At 68.9% G+C, this 14,233-nt stretch carries 16 protein-coding genes and 1 pseudogene; 14 read left to right on the forward strand and 3 right to left on the reverse strand.

The annotated features are described in order from the left end of the window. Window positions 1-93: 93 nt before the first annotated feature. The 11 genes and pseudogenes from E3O48_RS15930 to E3O48_RS15980 all read left to right on the forward strand — a co-directional run bounded on the left by E3O48_RS15930 (window position 94) and on the right by E3O48_RS15980 (window position 8,713). Window positions 94-786 (forward strand): hypothetical protein, encoded by a 693-nt coding sequence (locus tag E3O48_RS15930; RefSeq protein ID WP_134540372.1) that lies wholly within the window; start codon window positions 94-96, stop codon window positions 784-786. Between the two features lie 265 nt (window positions 787-1,051). Further along, window positions 1,052-1,420 (forward strand): annotated as a pseudogene (rpsF, locus tag E3O48_RS15935) (30S ribosomal protein S6); the annotation flags it as partial. A gap of 180 nt (window positions 1,421-1,600) precedes the next feature. Then, window positions 1,601-2,104, forward strand: a complete 504-nt coding sequence (locus tag E3O48_RS15940; RefSeq protein ID WP_134509532.1) for a single-stranded DNA-binding protein — start codon at window positions 1,601-1,603, stop codon at window positions 2,102-2,104. Between the two features lie 54 nt (window positions 2,105-2,158). Next, entirely contained in the window at window positions 2,159-2,422 is a 264-nt protein-coding gene (gene rpsR, locus E3O48_RS15945) for a 30S ribosomal protein S18 (RefSeq protein WP_035835236.1), read from the forward strand. Window positions 2,423-2,431: 9 nt separating this feature from the next. Then, entirely contained in the window at window positions 2,432-2,881 is a 450-nt protein-coding gene (gene rplI, locus E3O48_RS15950; protein WP_134540375.1) for a 50S ribosomal protein L9, read from the forward strand. A 439-nt stretch (window positions 2,882-3,320) separates the two neighbouring features. Next, window positions 3,321-4,712, forward strand: a complete 1,392-nt coding sequence (gene dnaB / locus E3O48_RS15955) for a replicative DNA helicase (protein WP_134540378.1) — start codon at window positions 3,321-3,323, stop codon at window positions 4,710-4,712. Window positions 4,713-4,933: 221 nt separating this feature from the next. Then, window positions 4,934-6,094: a Re/Si-specific NAD(P)(+) transhydrogenase subunit alpha gene (locus tag E3O48_RS15960; protein ID WP_134540381.1), complete on the forward strand. Its 1,161-nt coding sequence runs from the start codon at window positions 4,934-4,936 to the stop codon at window positions 6,092-6,094. Further along, on the forward strand, window positions 6,094-6,405 hold the full coding sequence (locus E3O48_RS15965; RefSeq protein ID WP_134509524.1) for an NAD(P) transhydrogenase subunit alpha: 312 nt from the start codon (window positions 6,094-6,096) through the stop codon (window positions 6,403-6,405). Before E3O48_RS15960 ends, E3O48_RS15965 begins: the two co-directional genes overlap by 1 nt. Continuing rightward, a complete protein-coding gene (locus tag E3O48_RS15970) occupies window positions 6,402-7,775 on the forward strand; it encodes an NAD(P)(+) transhydrogenase (Re/Si-specific) subunit beta (RefSeq protein WP_134540383.1) in 1,374 nt (457 codons plus the stop codon). Before E3O48_RS15965 ends, E3O48_RS15970 begins: the two co-directional genes overlap by 4 nt. 90 nt (window positions 7,776-7,865) lie before the next feature. Continuing rightward, window positions 7,866-8,462 carry a DUF308 domain-containing protein gene (locus E3O48_RS15975; RefSeq protein WP_134540386.1) on the forward strand — a complete coding sequence of 199 codons (597 nt, stop codon included), beginning with the start codon at window positions 7,866-7,868 and terminating at the stop codon, window positions 8,460-8,462. After that, window positions 8,459-8,713 carry a hypothetical protein gene (locus E3O48_RS15980; protein ID WP_134509518.1) on the forward strand — a complete coding sequence of 85 codons (255 nt, stop codon included), beginning with the start codon at window positions 8,459-8,461 and terminating at the stop codon, window positions 8,711-8,713. Before E3O48_RS15975 ends, E3O48_RS15980 begins: the two co-directional genes overlap by 4 nt. A 59-nt stretch (window positions 8,714-8,772) precedes the next feature. Here the strand turns inward: E3O48_RS15980 and purB are convergent, their stop codons facing one another. After that, window positions 8,773-10,155, reverse strand: a complete 1,383-nt coding sequence (gene purB / locus E3O48_RS15985; RefSeq protein ID WP_134540389.1) for an adenylosuccinate lyase — start codon at window positions 10,153-10,155, stop codon at window positions 8,773-8,775. Then, window positions 10,152-10,679: a low molecular weight protein-tyrosine-phosphatase gene (locus tag E3O48_RS15990; protein WP_134509514.1), complete on the reverse strand. Its 528-nt coding sequence runs from the start codon at window positions 10,677-10,679 to the stop codon at window positions 10,152-10,154. Before E3O48_RS15990 ends, purB begins: the two co-directional genes overlap by 4 nt. Before the next feature lie 131 nt (window positions 10,680-10,810). On the opposite strand from E3O48_RS15990, the gene E3O48_RS15995 reads away from it, so the two are divergent. Further along, window positions 10,811-11,101 (forward strand): hypothetical protein, encoded by a 291-nt coding sequence (locus E3O48_RS15995; RefSeq protein WP_134540392.1) that lies wholly within the window; start codon window positions 10,811-10,813, stop codon window positions 11,099-11,101. Then, complete coding sequence (locus E3O48_RS16000) at window positions 11,098-12,567, forward strand: hypothetical protein (protein ID WP_134540395.1); 1,470 nt, start codon at window positions 11,098-11,100, stop codon at window positions 12,565-12,567. Before E3O48_RS15995 ends, E3O48_RS16000 begins: the two co-directional genes overlap by 4 nt. 89 nt (window positions 12,568-12,656) lie before the next feature. Here E3O48_RS16000 and E3O48_RS16005 read toward each other — a convergent pair whose 3' ends face one another. Further along, a complete protein-coding gene (locus tag E3O48_RS16005) occupies window positions 12,657-13,049 on the reverse strand; it encodes a phage holin family protein (protein WP_134540397.1) in 393 nt (130 codons plus the stop codon). Between the two features lie 77 nt (window positions 13,050-13,126). Between E3O48_RS16005 and E3O48_RS16010 the strand changes: the two genes are divergently transcribed. Continuing rightward, on the forward strand, window positions 13,127-14,233 hold the full coding sequence (locus tag E3O48_RS16010) for a histidinol-phosphate transaminase (protein WP_134540401.1): 1,107 nt from the start codon (window positions 13,127-13,129) through the stop codon (window positions 14,231-14,233).

Consider the following 14,233-nt stretch of genomic DNA (forward strand, 5'->3'; position numbering starts at 1 on the left):
GCGGTGGTCCTCCACAGAGGGCGACCTCGGGCTGGTGTGCACGGGGGCGGCTGGCTCCGGTGCGGAGGAGCGCCGCGTCGCAATGATCGGCGGGTGGACACTCGCGACTTCCTGCATCCAACAGCCCTCTCCCTGACGCGCCGCAGCCAGCCGGTGCCGCCCCACCACTCGGCAGCCCGGGTGTGGGGTCTGCCGATACTGGGCCGGTGGCCTGCGGAGGTGCATTTCCTCCTCCCCGCCGGCGCCAAGCGAAGGACCCACGCCAGGGTCGTCTGGCCCTATGACAATTTCCGCGACGATGAGGTCGTCGAATTGGACGGCTACCTGGTCACCAGCCGACTGCGCACGATGGTCGATCTCGCACGCGCAACTCCGTTCGCCTCCGCCGTGACTACTCTCGACGCCGGACTTCGCGCGCCCTACCTCATGCCGGACGGGGAGCGCAGCGAGACGATCGCCCGGGAAGAACTCCAGGAGGCCGTGGCACGGCTCGGCTCCGCGCGGGGATGCCGCGCCGCCCGCGTTGCGGCCGGTTTCGCCGACGGGCAGTCGGGTTCGACGGGAGAATCAGTCAGCCGAGCGAACATCCACCTCAGCGGGAGGCCGGCGCCGATTCTCCTGGTCGTCTACCCCTTCCCGGCGGCGGCGAGGACAGGGTCGAAGGTCCGGGAGGATCGACTCCGGGCCCCGAATCGGGCAATGGTGCGCCGGCTCCGGGCCGTTTTGGTGAGTCCGACGAGACTCCGAACTCTGCTCATCGCCGCCGGGCTGAGGCCGGAACGGTGACCAGCCGCGGCCACTTCGCCCTGTGCGGCCGAAGCCGACCGGTGCGCAGGTCGGTTTCGACCGAAAAGGCAGATCTCGGCGGTTGGGGGACGCGAACCGTCGGCGCGGAGGGCGCCGGTCCGGAGCGGTGGCGAACGACCGCTGCATCCGGTAGTCTTGGCAGGTTGTCTGCGCGCCGGAATCCCGGCCTCCGCCCTCGACACATGCACAACCCTCCTGTTGCAGAGATTCTGCAGCCGTTTAGTCCGAAGGAGGTGGGTTAGTCATGCATCAGTACGAGTTGATGGTTATCCTCGATCCCGAGATCGATGAGCGCACCGTAGCTCCCAGCCTTGACAAGTTCCTCAACGTTGTTCGCAACGATGGTGGAACGATTGACAAGGTTGACGTTTGGGGTCGCCGCCGTCTCGCATACGAGATCAACAAGAAGACCGAGGGCATCTATGCCGTCGTCGACTTCACCGCGAACGCTTCTGCGACGGCCGAGCTCGACCGCCAGTTGAAGCTGTCGGAGGCAGTCATGCGCACCAAGGTTCTCCGCGCAGAAGAAGGCATCGCCCAGGTTGCCGTCGCGAGCAAGCTTGCCGCCGAGAAGGCCGCCCGCAAGGCAGCCAACCCGAAGGTCATCGCAGCCAAGGCTGAAGCCGCCGCTGCCGCTCCCGCCGCCAAGGTCGCCGCATCCGTGAAGCCCGCATCGGCATCCGCCGCCGCGGCCGTCAAGGCTGCTCCTGCCAAGGTCGACGCTCCTGCCGCGACGGAAGCCGACGCTCCCGCCGCTGCCGTGCCCGCCGACAAGGCAAGCGACAAGTAGCCGATGGCCGGCGAGACCGTAATCACCGTAGTGGGCAACCTCACCAGCGACCCGGAGCTGCGTTACACGCAGAACGGACTGGCGGTTGCCAACTTCACCATCGCATCCACTCCGCGCAATTTCGATCGCGCATCGAGCGAGTGGAAAGATGGTGAGTCGTTGTTCCTGCGTGCGAGCGTCTGGCGTGAATTCGCCGAGCACGTTGCAGGGTCACTGACCAAGGGTTCCCGAGTCATCGCTACCGGGCGTCTCAAGCAGCGCTCGTATGAGACGAAGGAAGGCGAGAAGCGCACGAGCATGGAGCTCGAGATCGACGAAATTGGTCCTTCGCTGCGCTACGCCACCGCTTCGCTCACCCGCGCGCAGTCATCGTCCTCTCCTCGTGGCGGCGGCGCACCTGCCGTCTCCGGGAACGACGAGCCCTGGGCAGCCACCGCCCCCGCCGCGAACACCGGCGGAGACGTGTGGAACACTCCGGGCAACTTCAGCGACGAGACACCCTTCTAAGCCAGGCCCCCGGGCAGCTGGCTGAAAAACTCTTCTTAAGAAAGTAAGGAAATCATGGCTGGAAAGTCGAGCGGCGACCGCCGCAAGCCGCTCCGCGGAGCTAAGGGTGGCAAGAATGCCGCTCCCGCGAAGTCGATCCGGGTTGGTGTCATCGATTACAAGGATGTCCCCACCCTTCGCAAGTTCATCTCCGAGCGTGGAAAGATCCGCGCCCGCCGCATCACCGGTGTCTCCGTCCAGGAGCAGCGTCTGATCGCCCGTGCCGTCAAGAACGCCCGTGAAATGGCGTTGTTGCCTTACGCCGGCTCAGGCAGGTAGGGAACCCACATGTCAAAAATCATTCTGACGCACGAGGTCTCCGGCCTCGGAGCACCCGGTGACATCGTCGAGGTCAAGAACGGGTACGCCCGTAACTACCTCTACCCGCAGGGGTTCGCCGTGTCCTGGACCCGCGGTGGCGAGAAGCAGATCGAACAGATCAAGGCAGCTCGCGTAGCCCGTGAGCACGCCACCCTCGAAGAGGCGCAGGCACTCAAGGCCGCACTCGAGAACGCCAAGGTCAAGCTGGTCGTCAAGGCCGGCGAAGGCGGACGCCTCTTCGGGTCCGTCAAGCAGTCCGATGTTGCCGAGGCAGTTGCGGCTGCCGGACTCGGTGCCATCGACAAGCGCAAGATCGAGCTCAGCCCGGTCAAGATGACCGGTGAGCACAAGGCAACGGTTCGTCTTCGTGACGAGCTCAGCGCGACCATCACCCTGCTGGTGGTAGCCGCAAAGTAAGCCTGCCGAACGGAAGTAGCGGTGGGGTCCGAGAGGACCTCACCGCTACTCCTTTTTAACCCCGGCGTATCCCCCTACTTCGGGGGCATTTCAGATGCTGAAAGCCAGCTTTTGTACACAGGGCACGTCTCACAATCCCAAGGTTCAATGCGTAGTTGAAACAAGTTTTTGCACACAGCTGTGAATAGATTTAATAGCTGGTCAGAACTTATATTTCTACACAAGCTCTTAAGTTGTCCACAGCTGAGTGCACAGCTTGTGCACAACACACACGGCGTTTCGCCCAGATTATCCACAGTGTTATCCACAGGGGGGTTTGGTCGCTGTGAAGACGCGTCCGTATCGTGGGCACGCGGCCGATTCATGGTGTGCACGGGGTGCGGACAGGTGTTGTCGGTGGGCCCTGATAGACCAGCACCAGAAATAGAAGGAGGCACCGGTGTCGATTGCTCACTTGGGTCTGGCAGACAAGCGCGGAGCAGATGCGCGCGGCGGATCCGAGACCCGGCACACGGAACGCACCCTCCCCCACGACCTCCTCGCAGAGCAGAGCGCCCTCGGCGGAATGATGCTGAGCAAGGATGCCGTCGCCGACGTCGTCGAGACCGTCCGGGCCGCGGACTTCTACATCCCCAAGCACGAGATCATCTTCGACGCGATCCTCTCGCTCTACGCGCAGGGTGAGCCGACCGATGTCATCGCGGTCACCGACGAACTCACCAAGCTCGGCGAACTGTCCAGGGCCGGCGGCGCCGACTACCTGCACACCCTCACCAGCCTGGTCCCGACCGCGGCCAACGCGGGCTTCTATTCCTCGATCGTCGCCGAGCGGGCGCTGCTGCGCCGCCTGGTCGAGGCCGGCACCCGCATCGCCCAGATGGGCTACTCCGGCGAGGGCGAGGTGCTCGACCTGGTGAACACGGCCCAGGCCGAGATCTACGCCGTCACCGGCGGCACCGAAACCGAAGACTACGTGCCGTTGACGGATGCCGTCACGGCCGCCATCGACGAGATCGAGGCCGCCAAGCTCAAAGACGGTCAGATGACCGGAGTGCCGACCGGTTTCGCGGACATGGACGAGCTCACCAACGGCTTCCACCCGGGCCAGCTGATCATCGTGGCGGCCCGCCCGGCCCTCGGCAAGTCCACCCTGGCCCTCGACTTCGCCCGGGCCGCGTCGATCAAACACGACATGCCCAGCATCTTCTTCTCCCTGGAAATGGGCCGCAGCGAGATCGCGATGCGCCTGCTCGCCGCCGAGGCATCCGTGCCGCTGCAGAGCATGCGCAAGGGATCCGTCGACGCCCGGGACTGGACCACGATCGCAGCAACCCGCGGCCGGATCAATGACGCCCCGCTCTACATCGACGACAGCCCCAACATGACCCTGGTCGAGATCCGGGCTAAGTGCCGCCGGCTCAAGCAGCGCGTCGGCCTGAAGATGGTCATCATCGACTACCTGCAGCTGATGACATCAGGCAAGAAGGTCGAGTCCCGCCAGCAGGAAGTCAGTGAGTTCTCGCGGGCGCTCAAGCTGATGGCCAAGGAACTGCAGGTTCCCGTGATCGCGTTGTCCCAGCTGAACCGTGGCCCCGAACAGCGCGCAGACAAGATGCCCGCCATCTCCGACCTCCGAGAGTCCGGTTCGCTCGAGCAGGATGCCGACATGGTCATCCTTCTGCATCGCGAGAGCGCCTACGAGAAAGACAACCCACGTGCCGGAGAGGCCGACCTCATCGTCGCCAAACACCGCAACGGGCCCACCCGCACGGTCACGGTCGCGTTCCACGGCCACTACTCGCGCTTCGCCGATATGGTGCCGGGAGCCTAGCCACCCAGGCACCGGGCCATCCGGGGGGCCGGGTTTACCGGACGCCCAGCCATCCCCGTCATTCCATTCCCGCACCGGTACGCGGTGGCGAAGGGCGTGCGCGGTCATATTCGCCGAGCGGCAAACGATCACCGCTACGCTACGAACGGGGCGTAAGTGCCGCGCAAGCGTTCGGAACGGTCCGTGCTCGCTCGTGGCCGGGCGCCATGGAGGAGACGCGTGTGAAGGTTGGCATCGGTCGAGAGCGACATGAGGGCGAACGCCGCGTTGCGGCAACACCGGAGACGGTACTCCAGATGACGGCGCTCGGCGTCGAGGTTCTGATCGAATCCGGTGCAGGCGTCGAGGCGGGGCATCCCGACTCCGCCTACACGGAGGCCGGGGCATCCGTCGTCGCCGAGCTGCCGCTCGCCGAGGTCGACGTGTACTGCCACGTGCGACCGCTCCGCCCGGAGCGCGCGGCGCAACTCCACCCCGACCAGATCACGATCGGCCTGGCCGCGCCGGCCGCGGAGCTGCCCACCGTGGCCGCCCTCGCGCAGGCCGGGGTCACCGCCTTCGCCCTCGAACTGGTGCCGCGCATCTCCCGGGCCCAATCCATGGATGCCCTCACCTCCCAGGCCCTCGTCGCCGGCTACCGCGTCGTGCTCGAGGCCGCCATCCGTTTCCCCCGGTTCTTCCCGCTCTACATGACCGCGGCCGGAACGATCCCGCCCGCCCGCGTGCTCGTGCTCGGGGCCGGAGTGGCCGGCCTGCAGGCCATCGCCACCGCCAAGCGCCTGGGCGCCCGCGTTTCCGCGTACGACGTGCGACCGGCGTCGGCCGACGAGGTCACCTCTATGGGCGGAACCTTCATCACGCTCGACCTGGACGCCATCGAGGGCGTCGGCGGATACGCCCGCGAGCTCAGCGAGGACCGTGCCGTGCGCCAGCGCGACCTGCTCGCTCCCCACGTGGCCGCCGCCGATGTGCTGATCACCACGGCCGCGATCCCGGGCCGCCCGGCACCCCTGCTGGTGACCCGCGAGATGGTCGCCGGCATGCGGATGGGCTCGGTCGTCATCGACCTGGCCGCCGAATCCGGCGGCAACGTCGAGGGCGTCGTCGCCGGTCAGGACGTCTTCGTGCGCACCAGCGCCGACGACGGCGTGGTCACCCTGGTCGGCATGAAGGACCCGGCCTCGACCATGCCTGCCGACGCCTCCCGGCTCTACGCCAAGAACGTGGCCAACCTCCTCGCCCTGATGACGCACGACGGGCAGGTCTCCCCCGACTTCACCGACGAGGTCATCGCCGGCGCCTGCCTCACCCACGCCGGCGAGGTGCGACACGCGCCGACCGCGGCGGCACTGACCGCCGCAGCACCGAACGGAGAACACTGATGGATCCCGTCACCCTGCTGACCGTCGTCGTCCTGGCGGTCTTCGTCGGCTTCGAGGTCGTCTCCAAGGTCTCGAGCACCCTGCACACGCCCCTGATGAGCGGTGCGAACGCCATCCACGGCATCATCCTGATCGGCGCCATCACGGTCGCCGGGCAGAGCCTGAACCCGTGGCTGCTCACGATCGCCCTGATCGCCGTCGTGCTCGCGACCGCCAACCTGGTCGGCGGCTTCGTCGTCACCGACCGGATGCTCAAGATGTTCGCCCCCCGCAAACCGGCCGGCGCTGACGCGAAGGACGCAAAGAAATGAGCCTGCTCTCCCCCGAGTGGACCGGCCTGCTCTACCTGGTCGCCGCGGTCTGTTTCATCCTCGCCCTGCGTGGGCTCTCGTCGCCGAAGACCGCCCGACGCGGCAACCTGATCGGCGCCGCGGGCGCGCTCCTCGCCGTCATCACGGTGTTCCTCTCCGCCCGGATCGAGAACATCCCCGCCATCCTGATCGCCATCGCGGTCGGCTCGGCGATCGCCGCCCCCATCTCCCGCCGGGTCGAGATGACGCAGATGCCCCAGCTCGTCGCGCTGTTCAACGGCGTCGGCGGCGGAGCCGCCGCCCTCGTCGCGATGCTCGAGCTGGGCAACACCGACGGGCCGTGGGCCAAGGTCGCCGTGGTCTTCACGATGCTCGTCGGCGCCGTCTCGTTCTCCGGGTCGGCCGTCACCGTTGGCAAGCTGCAGGGCCTGATCAGCTCCCGCCCGCTCGTCTTCCCGGGGCTCGCGCTCGTGATGGGCGGAATCGTGCTCGTGGCCCTCGTCGCCGGCGGTTTCGTCGTCGCGACGGGCGCACCGCTCTGGGCGGTCATCCTGCTCGGGATCGGCCTCATCGTCGGGGCCCTCCTGGTACTGCCGGTCGGCGGCGCCGACGTGCCGATCGTCATCTCGCTGCTCAACGCGTTCACCGGCCTCGCGGTCGCCGCCTCCGGCATCGTGCTCGGCAACCTGCTGCTCGTCGTGGCCGGCACCCTCGTCGGGGCCAGCGGTACCATCCTCACCCGGGCCATGGCCTCGGCGATGGGCCGCGGGGTCAGCGGCATCCTCTTCGGCGCGTTCAAGGGCGGCTCGACGGCGGGGTCGACCGCTCAGAGCGACCGCCCGGTGCGCACGTCCAACCCCGAGGACGTGGCGGTGCTGCTCAACTACGCCCAGCGGGTCGTGATCGTGCCCGGCTACGGCCTTGCCGTCGCGCAGGGGCAGCACACGATCGCCGAACTGGCCACCACCCTCGAGGCGCGCGGCGTGGAGGTCGTCTTCGCCATCCACCCGGTGGCCGGGCGGATGCCGGGCCATATGAACGTGCTGCTCGCCGAGGCGAACGTGCCCTATGAGTCGCTCCGGGAGATGGCCGAGGTCAACCCCGAGTTCAAGAACACGGACGTCGCCCTCGTCGTCGGGGCCAACGACGTCGTCAACCCTGCAGCGAAGACGTCTCCCGGCTCACCGATCTACGGCATGCCGATCCTCGACGTCGGCGACGCCCGCCAGGTCGTCTTCCTCAAGCGGTCCATGCGCCCGGGCTTCGCCGGGATCGAGAACGAGCTTCTCTACGACCCGAAGACCAGCCTGCTCTTCGGCGACGCCAAGGACTCCCTGACCAAGATGCTCGGCGCCGTCAACGCCCTGTGAACGTGGGGTCGGTCCAGCCGAGCGCAGCCTGACCTGAGGCGTGCCGCGTAGACTGAACCAGTCCTAACCCGTTACGAAAGAGGTTGCCGCGTGGCGAACGTCCAGGCAGTCAGCGCCGTCGGCGCCCGGTACTGGACGGTCCCGATCGTGCGCGCGGCGTTGGCCCTCGTGCCGGCCGCAGCGATCACGTTCAACGCGAACCACTCGGCCGAGTTCGGCCTCTTCGCGTTCGGCGCCTTCGCCCTGCTCAGTGGCCTGGCGGTGGGCGTGCTCAGCCGCCGCACCCTGGCCGACCCGCGGGACCGTTCCCTGTTCCTTGTCCAGGGTTCCGTGGGCGTCACCGCCGGCACGATCGCCCTGGTCTTCCACGGCGGCGGGCTCGGTTTCTTCCTCTACCTCGTCACCGTCTGGGCGGCCGTGACCGGCTTCGCCGAGCTGTACAGCGGCATCCGTGCCCGCCGCCGCGACCCGGGTGAGCGCGACTGGATGCTGGTCGGCGCACTGACCGCGGTGCTCGCCCTCGTCTTCCTGCTCCTGCCGCCGAACGCCGTCGTCTCCGTCGGCCTGTTCGGTGCCTACCTCGTGCTGCTCGGCGTGTACCTCGTCATCGCCGGGCTCTCGCTCAAATGGGCGACGCCCGCCGCGCGCGTCGACCCGGCACCACCCAACGATTCGGACACCCTGTGACCCAGAACACCCCCCGCAAGCCCAGCCGCTCCGAACTCCTGAAGCCGCTCGAACTCGTCGGCCTGTCCGGCGTGATGGCGCTCTTCCTCGGGCTGGTGATCCTGATGAGCACGCGCGAACCCGTCCTGGCCGTGATCGGCTTCGGTGTGACCTTCATCGTCGTGCTCGTCGTGATCGCGATGCTCGTGCTCGGCATGAAGCCGAATGATGCCGAGAAGACCGATCTGGACGAGCAGAACAAGGGCCTCTGACCCTCACCGCGGGCGGTGCGGCCGCGCGGGCGGCACCCCACCCGCGCAGCGCGTGATCGCTAGGGCAGGTAGTCGACCAGGGAGTCCGCGAGCCCGACGTACGCGGCAGGGGTGAGCGCGAGCAGCCGGGCCTTGGCCTCATCGCCGATCTCGAGCCCGGTGACGAAGGCCACCAGGTCGGCCTGGTTGATGCGCTTCCCGCGGGTGAGCTCCTTGAGCAGCGCGTACGGGTCCGCGATCGTGGACCGGCCGGCCGAGACCTCGGCCCGGATCACGGTCTGGATCGCCTCGCCGAGGATCTCCCAGTTCGAGTCCAGGTCGCTCGCCAGCAGGGTGCGATCGATGTCGATCTCCCCGAGGCCGCGCACGATGTTGTCCAGGGCCAGCAGGGAATGGCCGAAGCCCACGCCGATGTTGCGCTGCGTGGTCGAGTCGGTCAGGTCCCGCTGCAGCCGTGAGGTGACGAGGGTGGCGGCGAGCGAATCGAGGATCGCGCTGGAGAGCTCGAGGTTGGCCTCCGCGTTCTCGAACCGGATCGGGTTGATCTTGTGCGGCATGGTCGACGACCCCGTGGCGCCGGCCTGCGGGATCTGACGGAAGTAACCGAGGGAGATGTAGGTCCAGACATCCGTGGCCAGGTTGTGCAGCACCCGGTTGGCGTGAGAGACCTTCGAGTAGAGCTCGGCCTGCCAATCGTGGGATTCAATCTGGGTGGTGAGCGGGTTCCAGGTCAGGCCGAGTCCTTCGACGAACTCGCGGGACACGGTCGGCCAGTCCACGGCAGGGTCCGCGGCGACATGCGCGGCGAACGTTCCGGTCGCGCCGCTGAATTTGCCGAGATACTCGTTGGCGGCGATCTGCCTGTCCAGGCGCTCGAGCCGGTAGACGAACACCGCGAGCTCCTTGCCGACGGTGGTGGGCGTTGCGGGCTGGCCGTGGGTGCGGGCGAGCATGGCGTCGGCCCGGTACTCGAGGGCGCGCAGGCGGAGGGCGTCGATGGTGGCCCGGAACTTCGGCAGCCAGACCTCGCGGACGGCCTCGCTCACCGTCAGGGCGTAGGAGAGGTTGTTGATGTCCTCGCTGGTGGCCGCGAAATGGGTGAGTTCGCTGATGTGGTCGAGGCCGAGCGCGGTGAGACGGCGGCGGACCAGGTACTCCACGGCCTTCACGTCGTGGCGGGTGGTGGCCTCCAGCACGGCGAGTTCGTCGATCTCAGCCTGGCCGAAGCCGGTGACCAGGGCGCGCAGCGCCGACTTCTGATCAGCGGTGAGCGGGGCGGACCCGAACAGGCTGCGGTCGGTGAGGGTGATCAGCCATTCCACTTCGACCTGCACGCGGGCGCGATTGAGGCCGGCCTCGGACAGGTACTCTCCCAGTTCGGTGACGGCGGCCAGGTAGCGGCCATCGAGTGGGCTGAGGACCTGGGGCGGTAGTGGACTCATCGGACTCCCTGTCTGATTGCGGGCGCGAGTTGCGCGAAAAGCGCGTGGTTTGCCCTCTCAATCATGCCTAAAACGGAGTCAAACAGCGCATCGTCGGAATAGTAGGGGTCCGGCACGTCGAGGAGAGGCGCCTGTTCCGGGTCGAAACTGAGCAGCAGGCGCACCTTGCTGCGGTCACGATCGGTCGTCGCCCAGTTGTGCAGGATGCGTTCCTGCGCCCGGTCGAGCACGACAACGAGGTCGAGGTCGGCGTACCAGTCCGGGTCGAACTGGCGGGCGCGATGGTGGCTTCCGTCGTAGCCCCGGCGGGCGAGTGCGGCGATCGTGCGGGCATCGGCCTGCTCGCCCACGTGCCAGTCCCCCGTGCCGGCGGAGCTCGTGGCGATCAGCCGGCCGAGGCCGGAGCGGGTGACCAGGTCACGCAGGGTCACCTCGGCCATCGGCGAGCGGCAACTGTTCCCGGTGCAGACGAAGATTATCCGGAAGGGCGTCGACTCGTCGGGAGAGAGCGCCGCAAAATTCATGCCTCCATTGTGGTCCCCATTCCTCTCCTCCACACACCCCCGTCGGGCGTACAGCGGGTGAATTCCGTGCTCGGACGGCCGGCGCCTTGCCCGGTGTGCTTCGCTGGGCAGCCAACCAGGGAGGCGCCGCCGTGATCCAGACCGGCCCGATCGTGCTCGTCGACCCCGCCCGGCGCGAGAGACGGCTGGCCGAGCTGCGTCACAGACGGATGCTGCTGGGCGGGCTCCGGGACGACGTCGACCTCGCCTGGCGGGCGCTCGCCCCCGCCGACCTCGACGGTTCCTGGCGGTCGGCTGCCCAACGCGGCTACTCCGAGCGCCGCCGGGAACTCGCGGACGGGCTCCGCCGGGCCTGCCGGGACCTCGACGACGCGCAGGCGGCTGTCGAGGCGGCGATCGCCGCGGCCACGGCATCCGCGTGACGGGGGTCGACGCGGCCGGGCGCTCGGTCCCCGGCGGTGAGGGTGGGGGCTCCTCCACGGACCTGATCGTCTCCGGCGGCGGCAGCCTGGTCGCCACCGACGTGCTGCTGACCGAGGCGGTGACCCTGCGCGCGCTGCAGGCGGCGGCGGGCGGCTGGCTTGAACGGCTGGAACGCATCCGGTTGCTCGACTCGGAGCCGGTCCCGGCCCCGCAGTGGTCCGGTTCCGACGTCGGGATGAGCGTGTTCGAGGCCGAACGAGCCATCCACGAGGTCGGCCGGAGGAGCGGTGCCCTGGCCGACGCCCTGGTCTGCGCGGCAGAGGGCTACGGCCGGGCCGAGCGATCGGCGGAGTTCCTCGGCGGGCTGGGCGGGGTGTGGCTCGGCTATCTGGTCGGACGGGTGGCACCGTTCCTCGCGCTGGCCGCGGTGCCGGCCCTCACCGCCGGAGCGGTCGGCTGGTTCCTCGGCAGCCTGCTGACCGGCAGCCGCCCCGGGGCCGCGCCGGAGGCGGCGGCACGGTGGTTGGCCGACAACCCGCGGGCGCTGACCAACCCGATCCTGCCCGCCGCGATGCGCGTGCTCGTGTCGTCGGTCGACGACGCGGCGGCGGGGGTGAGCGCGCTCCCGTTCCCCGTGTCGTTCGCGCTCGGCGACCAGGGCGCCGGGCTGCTCGGCGTGACGACGTCCGCGGCGGGGGTGCTGGCCCTCGCCCGCCCGCTCGGCCTGCTCAGGGAGACCGGCGTCAGGGTCGGCCGGGTCGGACGGTCCGCGCCGGCCCGCCCGCCGACCGGGTTCGCTGAACTGGCCGCCCGCATCCCGGCGGCCACCGCCGGCGGGGCGCAGGTGCGGGTCGAGCGCTACGGTCCGGCCGGCTCCGCGGCCTGGGTCGTCTACCTCGGCGGCACGGCCGAGTGGAGTCCGGGGGTCACCGCGGAGCCGTGGGACCTCAGCTCGAACGTCGCCGCCGTGGCCGAGAAGGGTGCCGGGTCCTACCGGGCAGTCGTGGCGGCCATGCGCGAGGCCGGGGTGCGACCGGCCGACCCGGTGGTGCAGGTCGGGCACTCCCAGGGCGGGCTGGTCGCCAGCCAGGTGGCGGCATCCGGGGAGTTCAACACCGTCCTGATCGCGACCTTCGGAGCCCCGAACGGCCAGGTCGAAGTTCCGGCCGGCCTGGCCGCCGTGGCGGTCGAGCACGCCGACGACATCGTCCCCGCTCTCGGCGGGATCGGGGCACGGGCGGAGGACCGCCTGATCGTGCGCCGGGAGGTGTTCGCCACCGAGCCGGTACCCGTCGACCGGACCCTGCCGGCCCACGCCCTCACCGCGTACCGGGAGACGGCGCGGCTGATGGATGCTTCGCCGGAGCCACGGCTGCGGGAGTTCCGTTCGGCATTGGGAACGGTGCTCGGCGGCGAGCCGGGGACCGTGTCCCGGTGGCGGGGGGTGCGGGCGCCCGGGGACTGACCCGGTCCGGCCGCCGGCGCCCGACCGGGCCGGTCTGCCCGGGCCGGTCTGCCCGGGCCGGTCTATCGGGCCGGTCTACCGGGGCCGGTCTACCGGCGGGGCGTGGCCGGCCGGGCCAGCAGGCCGAGCAGCCAGCTGACGACGCCGAGCACGAGGGCGCCCAGCACACCCCAGCCGAAGCTGTCGACGACGAGTCCGAAGCCGAGAAGGCCGGAGATCCAGGCGACCAGCAGCAGGAGCAGACCGTTGACGACGAGCGCCAGCAGACCCAGGGTGAGGACGTAGAGCGGGAACGCGACCACGCGCACGAACCCGCCGACCACCCCGTTCACGATGCCGAAGATGAGGGCGATCAGCAGGTAGCTGATCAGCACGGCGGCCGTGTCCGGCGCGTACGGGACCACGTGCACCCCGACCACGAGCAGGGTCGTGATCCACAGGGCGACGGCGTTGAGGATCAGCTTGATCAGGAATCTGGCCATGCCCTCACTATGGCACCGGATGCCGGGGGCCGCACCGCATTTCACTGTCTGCATATGCCCCGGCGTAGAATCGGCGAGTGAGCCCATCAGACCAGCCATCGGTCCGCCTGCGCCCCGAGATTGTCGCCCTTCCGGCCTATAGGCAGGGACGGGCCGCCGCGGCCACGGCGTTCAAACTCTCGAGCAACGAGAACCCCTTCGACCCGCTGCCCGGCGTCATCGATGCCGTCAGCGCCGAGACCGCCTACAACCGGTACCCGGATGCCTCGGCCCTCGCCCTGCGTGAGCGTCTCGCCGCGAAGTACGAGGTCGGTGTCGAGGAGGTCCACGTCGGCGCCGGATCGGTTGCCCTGCTGGCGCAGTTCATCCTCGCGGCGGCCGGGCCCGGCGACGAGGTGCTGTACTCCTGGCGGTCCTTCGAGGCCTACCCCAGCCTCGTCACCGTCGCCGGCGCGACCAGTGTGCGCGTGCCGAACCGGGACGACCACGGGCACGACCTGCCGGAGATGGCCGCCCGGATCACCGAGCGCACCCGCGTCGTCATCGTCTGCAGTCCGAACAACCCCACTGGCACCATCGTCACCTCGGACGAGTTCGAGGCGTTCATGGCCGTCGTGCCGAACAACCTCCTGGTCCTGCTCGACGAGGCCTATGCCGAATTCGTCACCGACCCCGAGGCGGTCACCGGCCTGCCGCTGCTGAAGCGCTACCCGAACCTCGTCCTGCTGCGCACCTTCTCGAAGGCGTACGGCCTGGCCGGCCTGCGGGTCGGCTACGCGCTGGGTCCGGTGCCGATCCTCGACGCCGCCCGCGCCACCGCGATCCCCCTGTCGGTCACGGGAGTCGCCGCCGCCGCCGCCATCGCCTCCCTCGCGGCATCCGACCAGCTGTTGCGGCGGGTGCGCACCATCACGGAACGCCGGGACGCGGCCTGGCGGGCGCTCACGGAGCAGGGCTGGAACATCCCCGCACCCCAGGGCAACTTCGTCTGGCTGCCCGCCGGCGAGGAAACCACCGACATCGCCGACGTCCTCTCCGCCGTCGGACTGGTCGTGCGTCCGTTCCCGCCGGAAGGCATCCGGATCTCGATCGGCGAGGAAGAATCTGTGGAAAAGCTCGTATGCATGTGCGCAGACATTGTCGATGATCTACCAACGGGGCATCCGGCCCGGCGGATAGGTTAG

The organism is Cryobacterium sp. HLT2-28, from assembly GCF_004402495.1.
Lineage (GTDB): Bacteria > Actinomycetota > Actinomycetes > Actinomycetales > Microbacteriaceae > Cryobacterium > Cryobacterium mannosilyticum.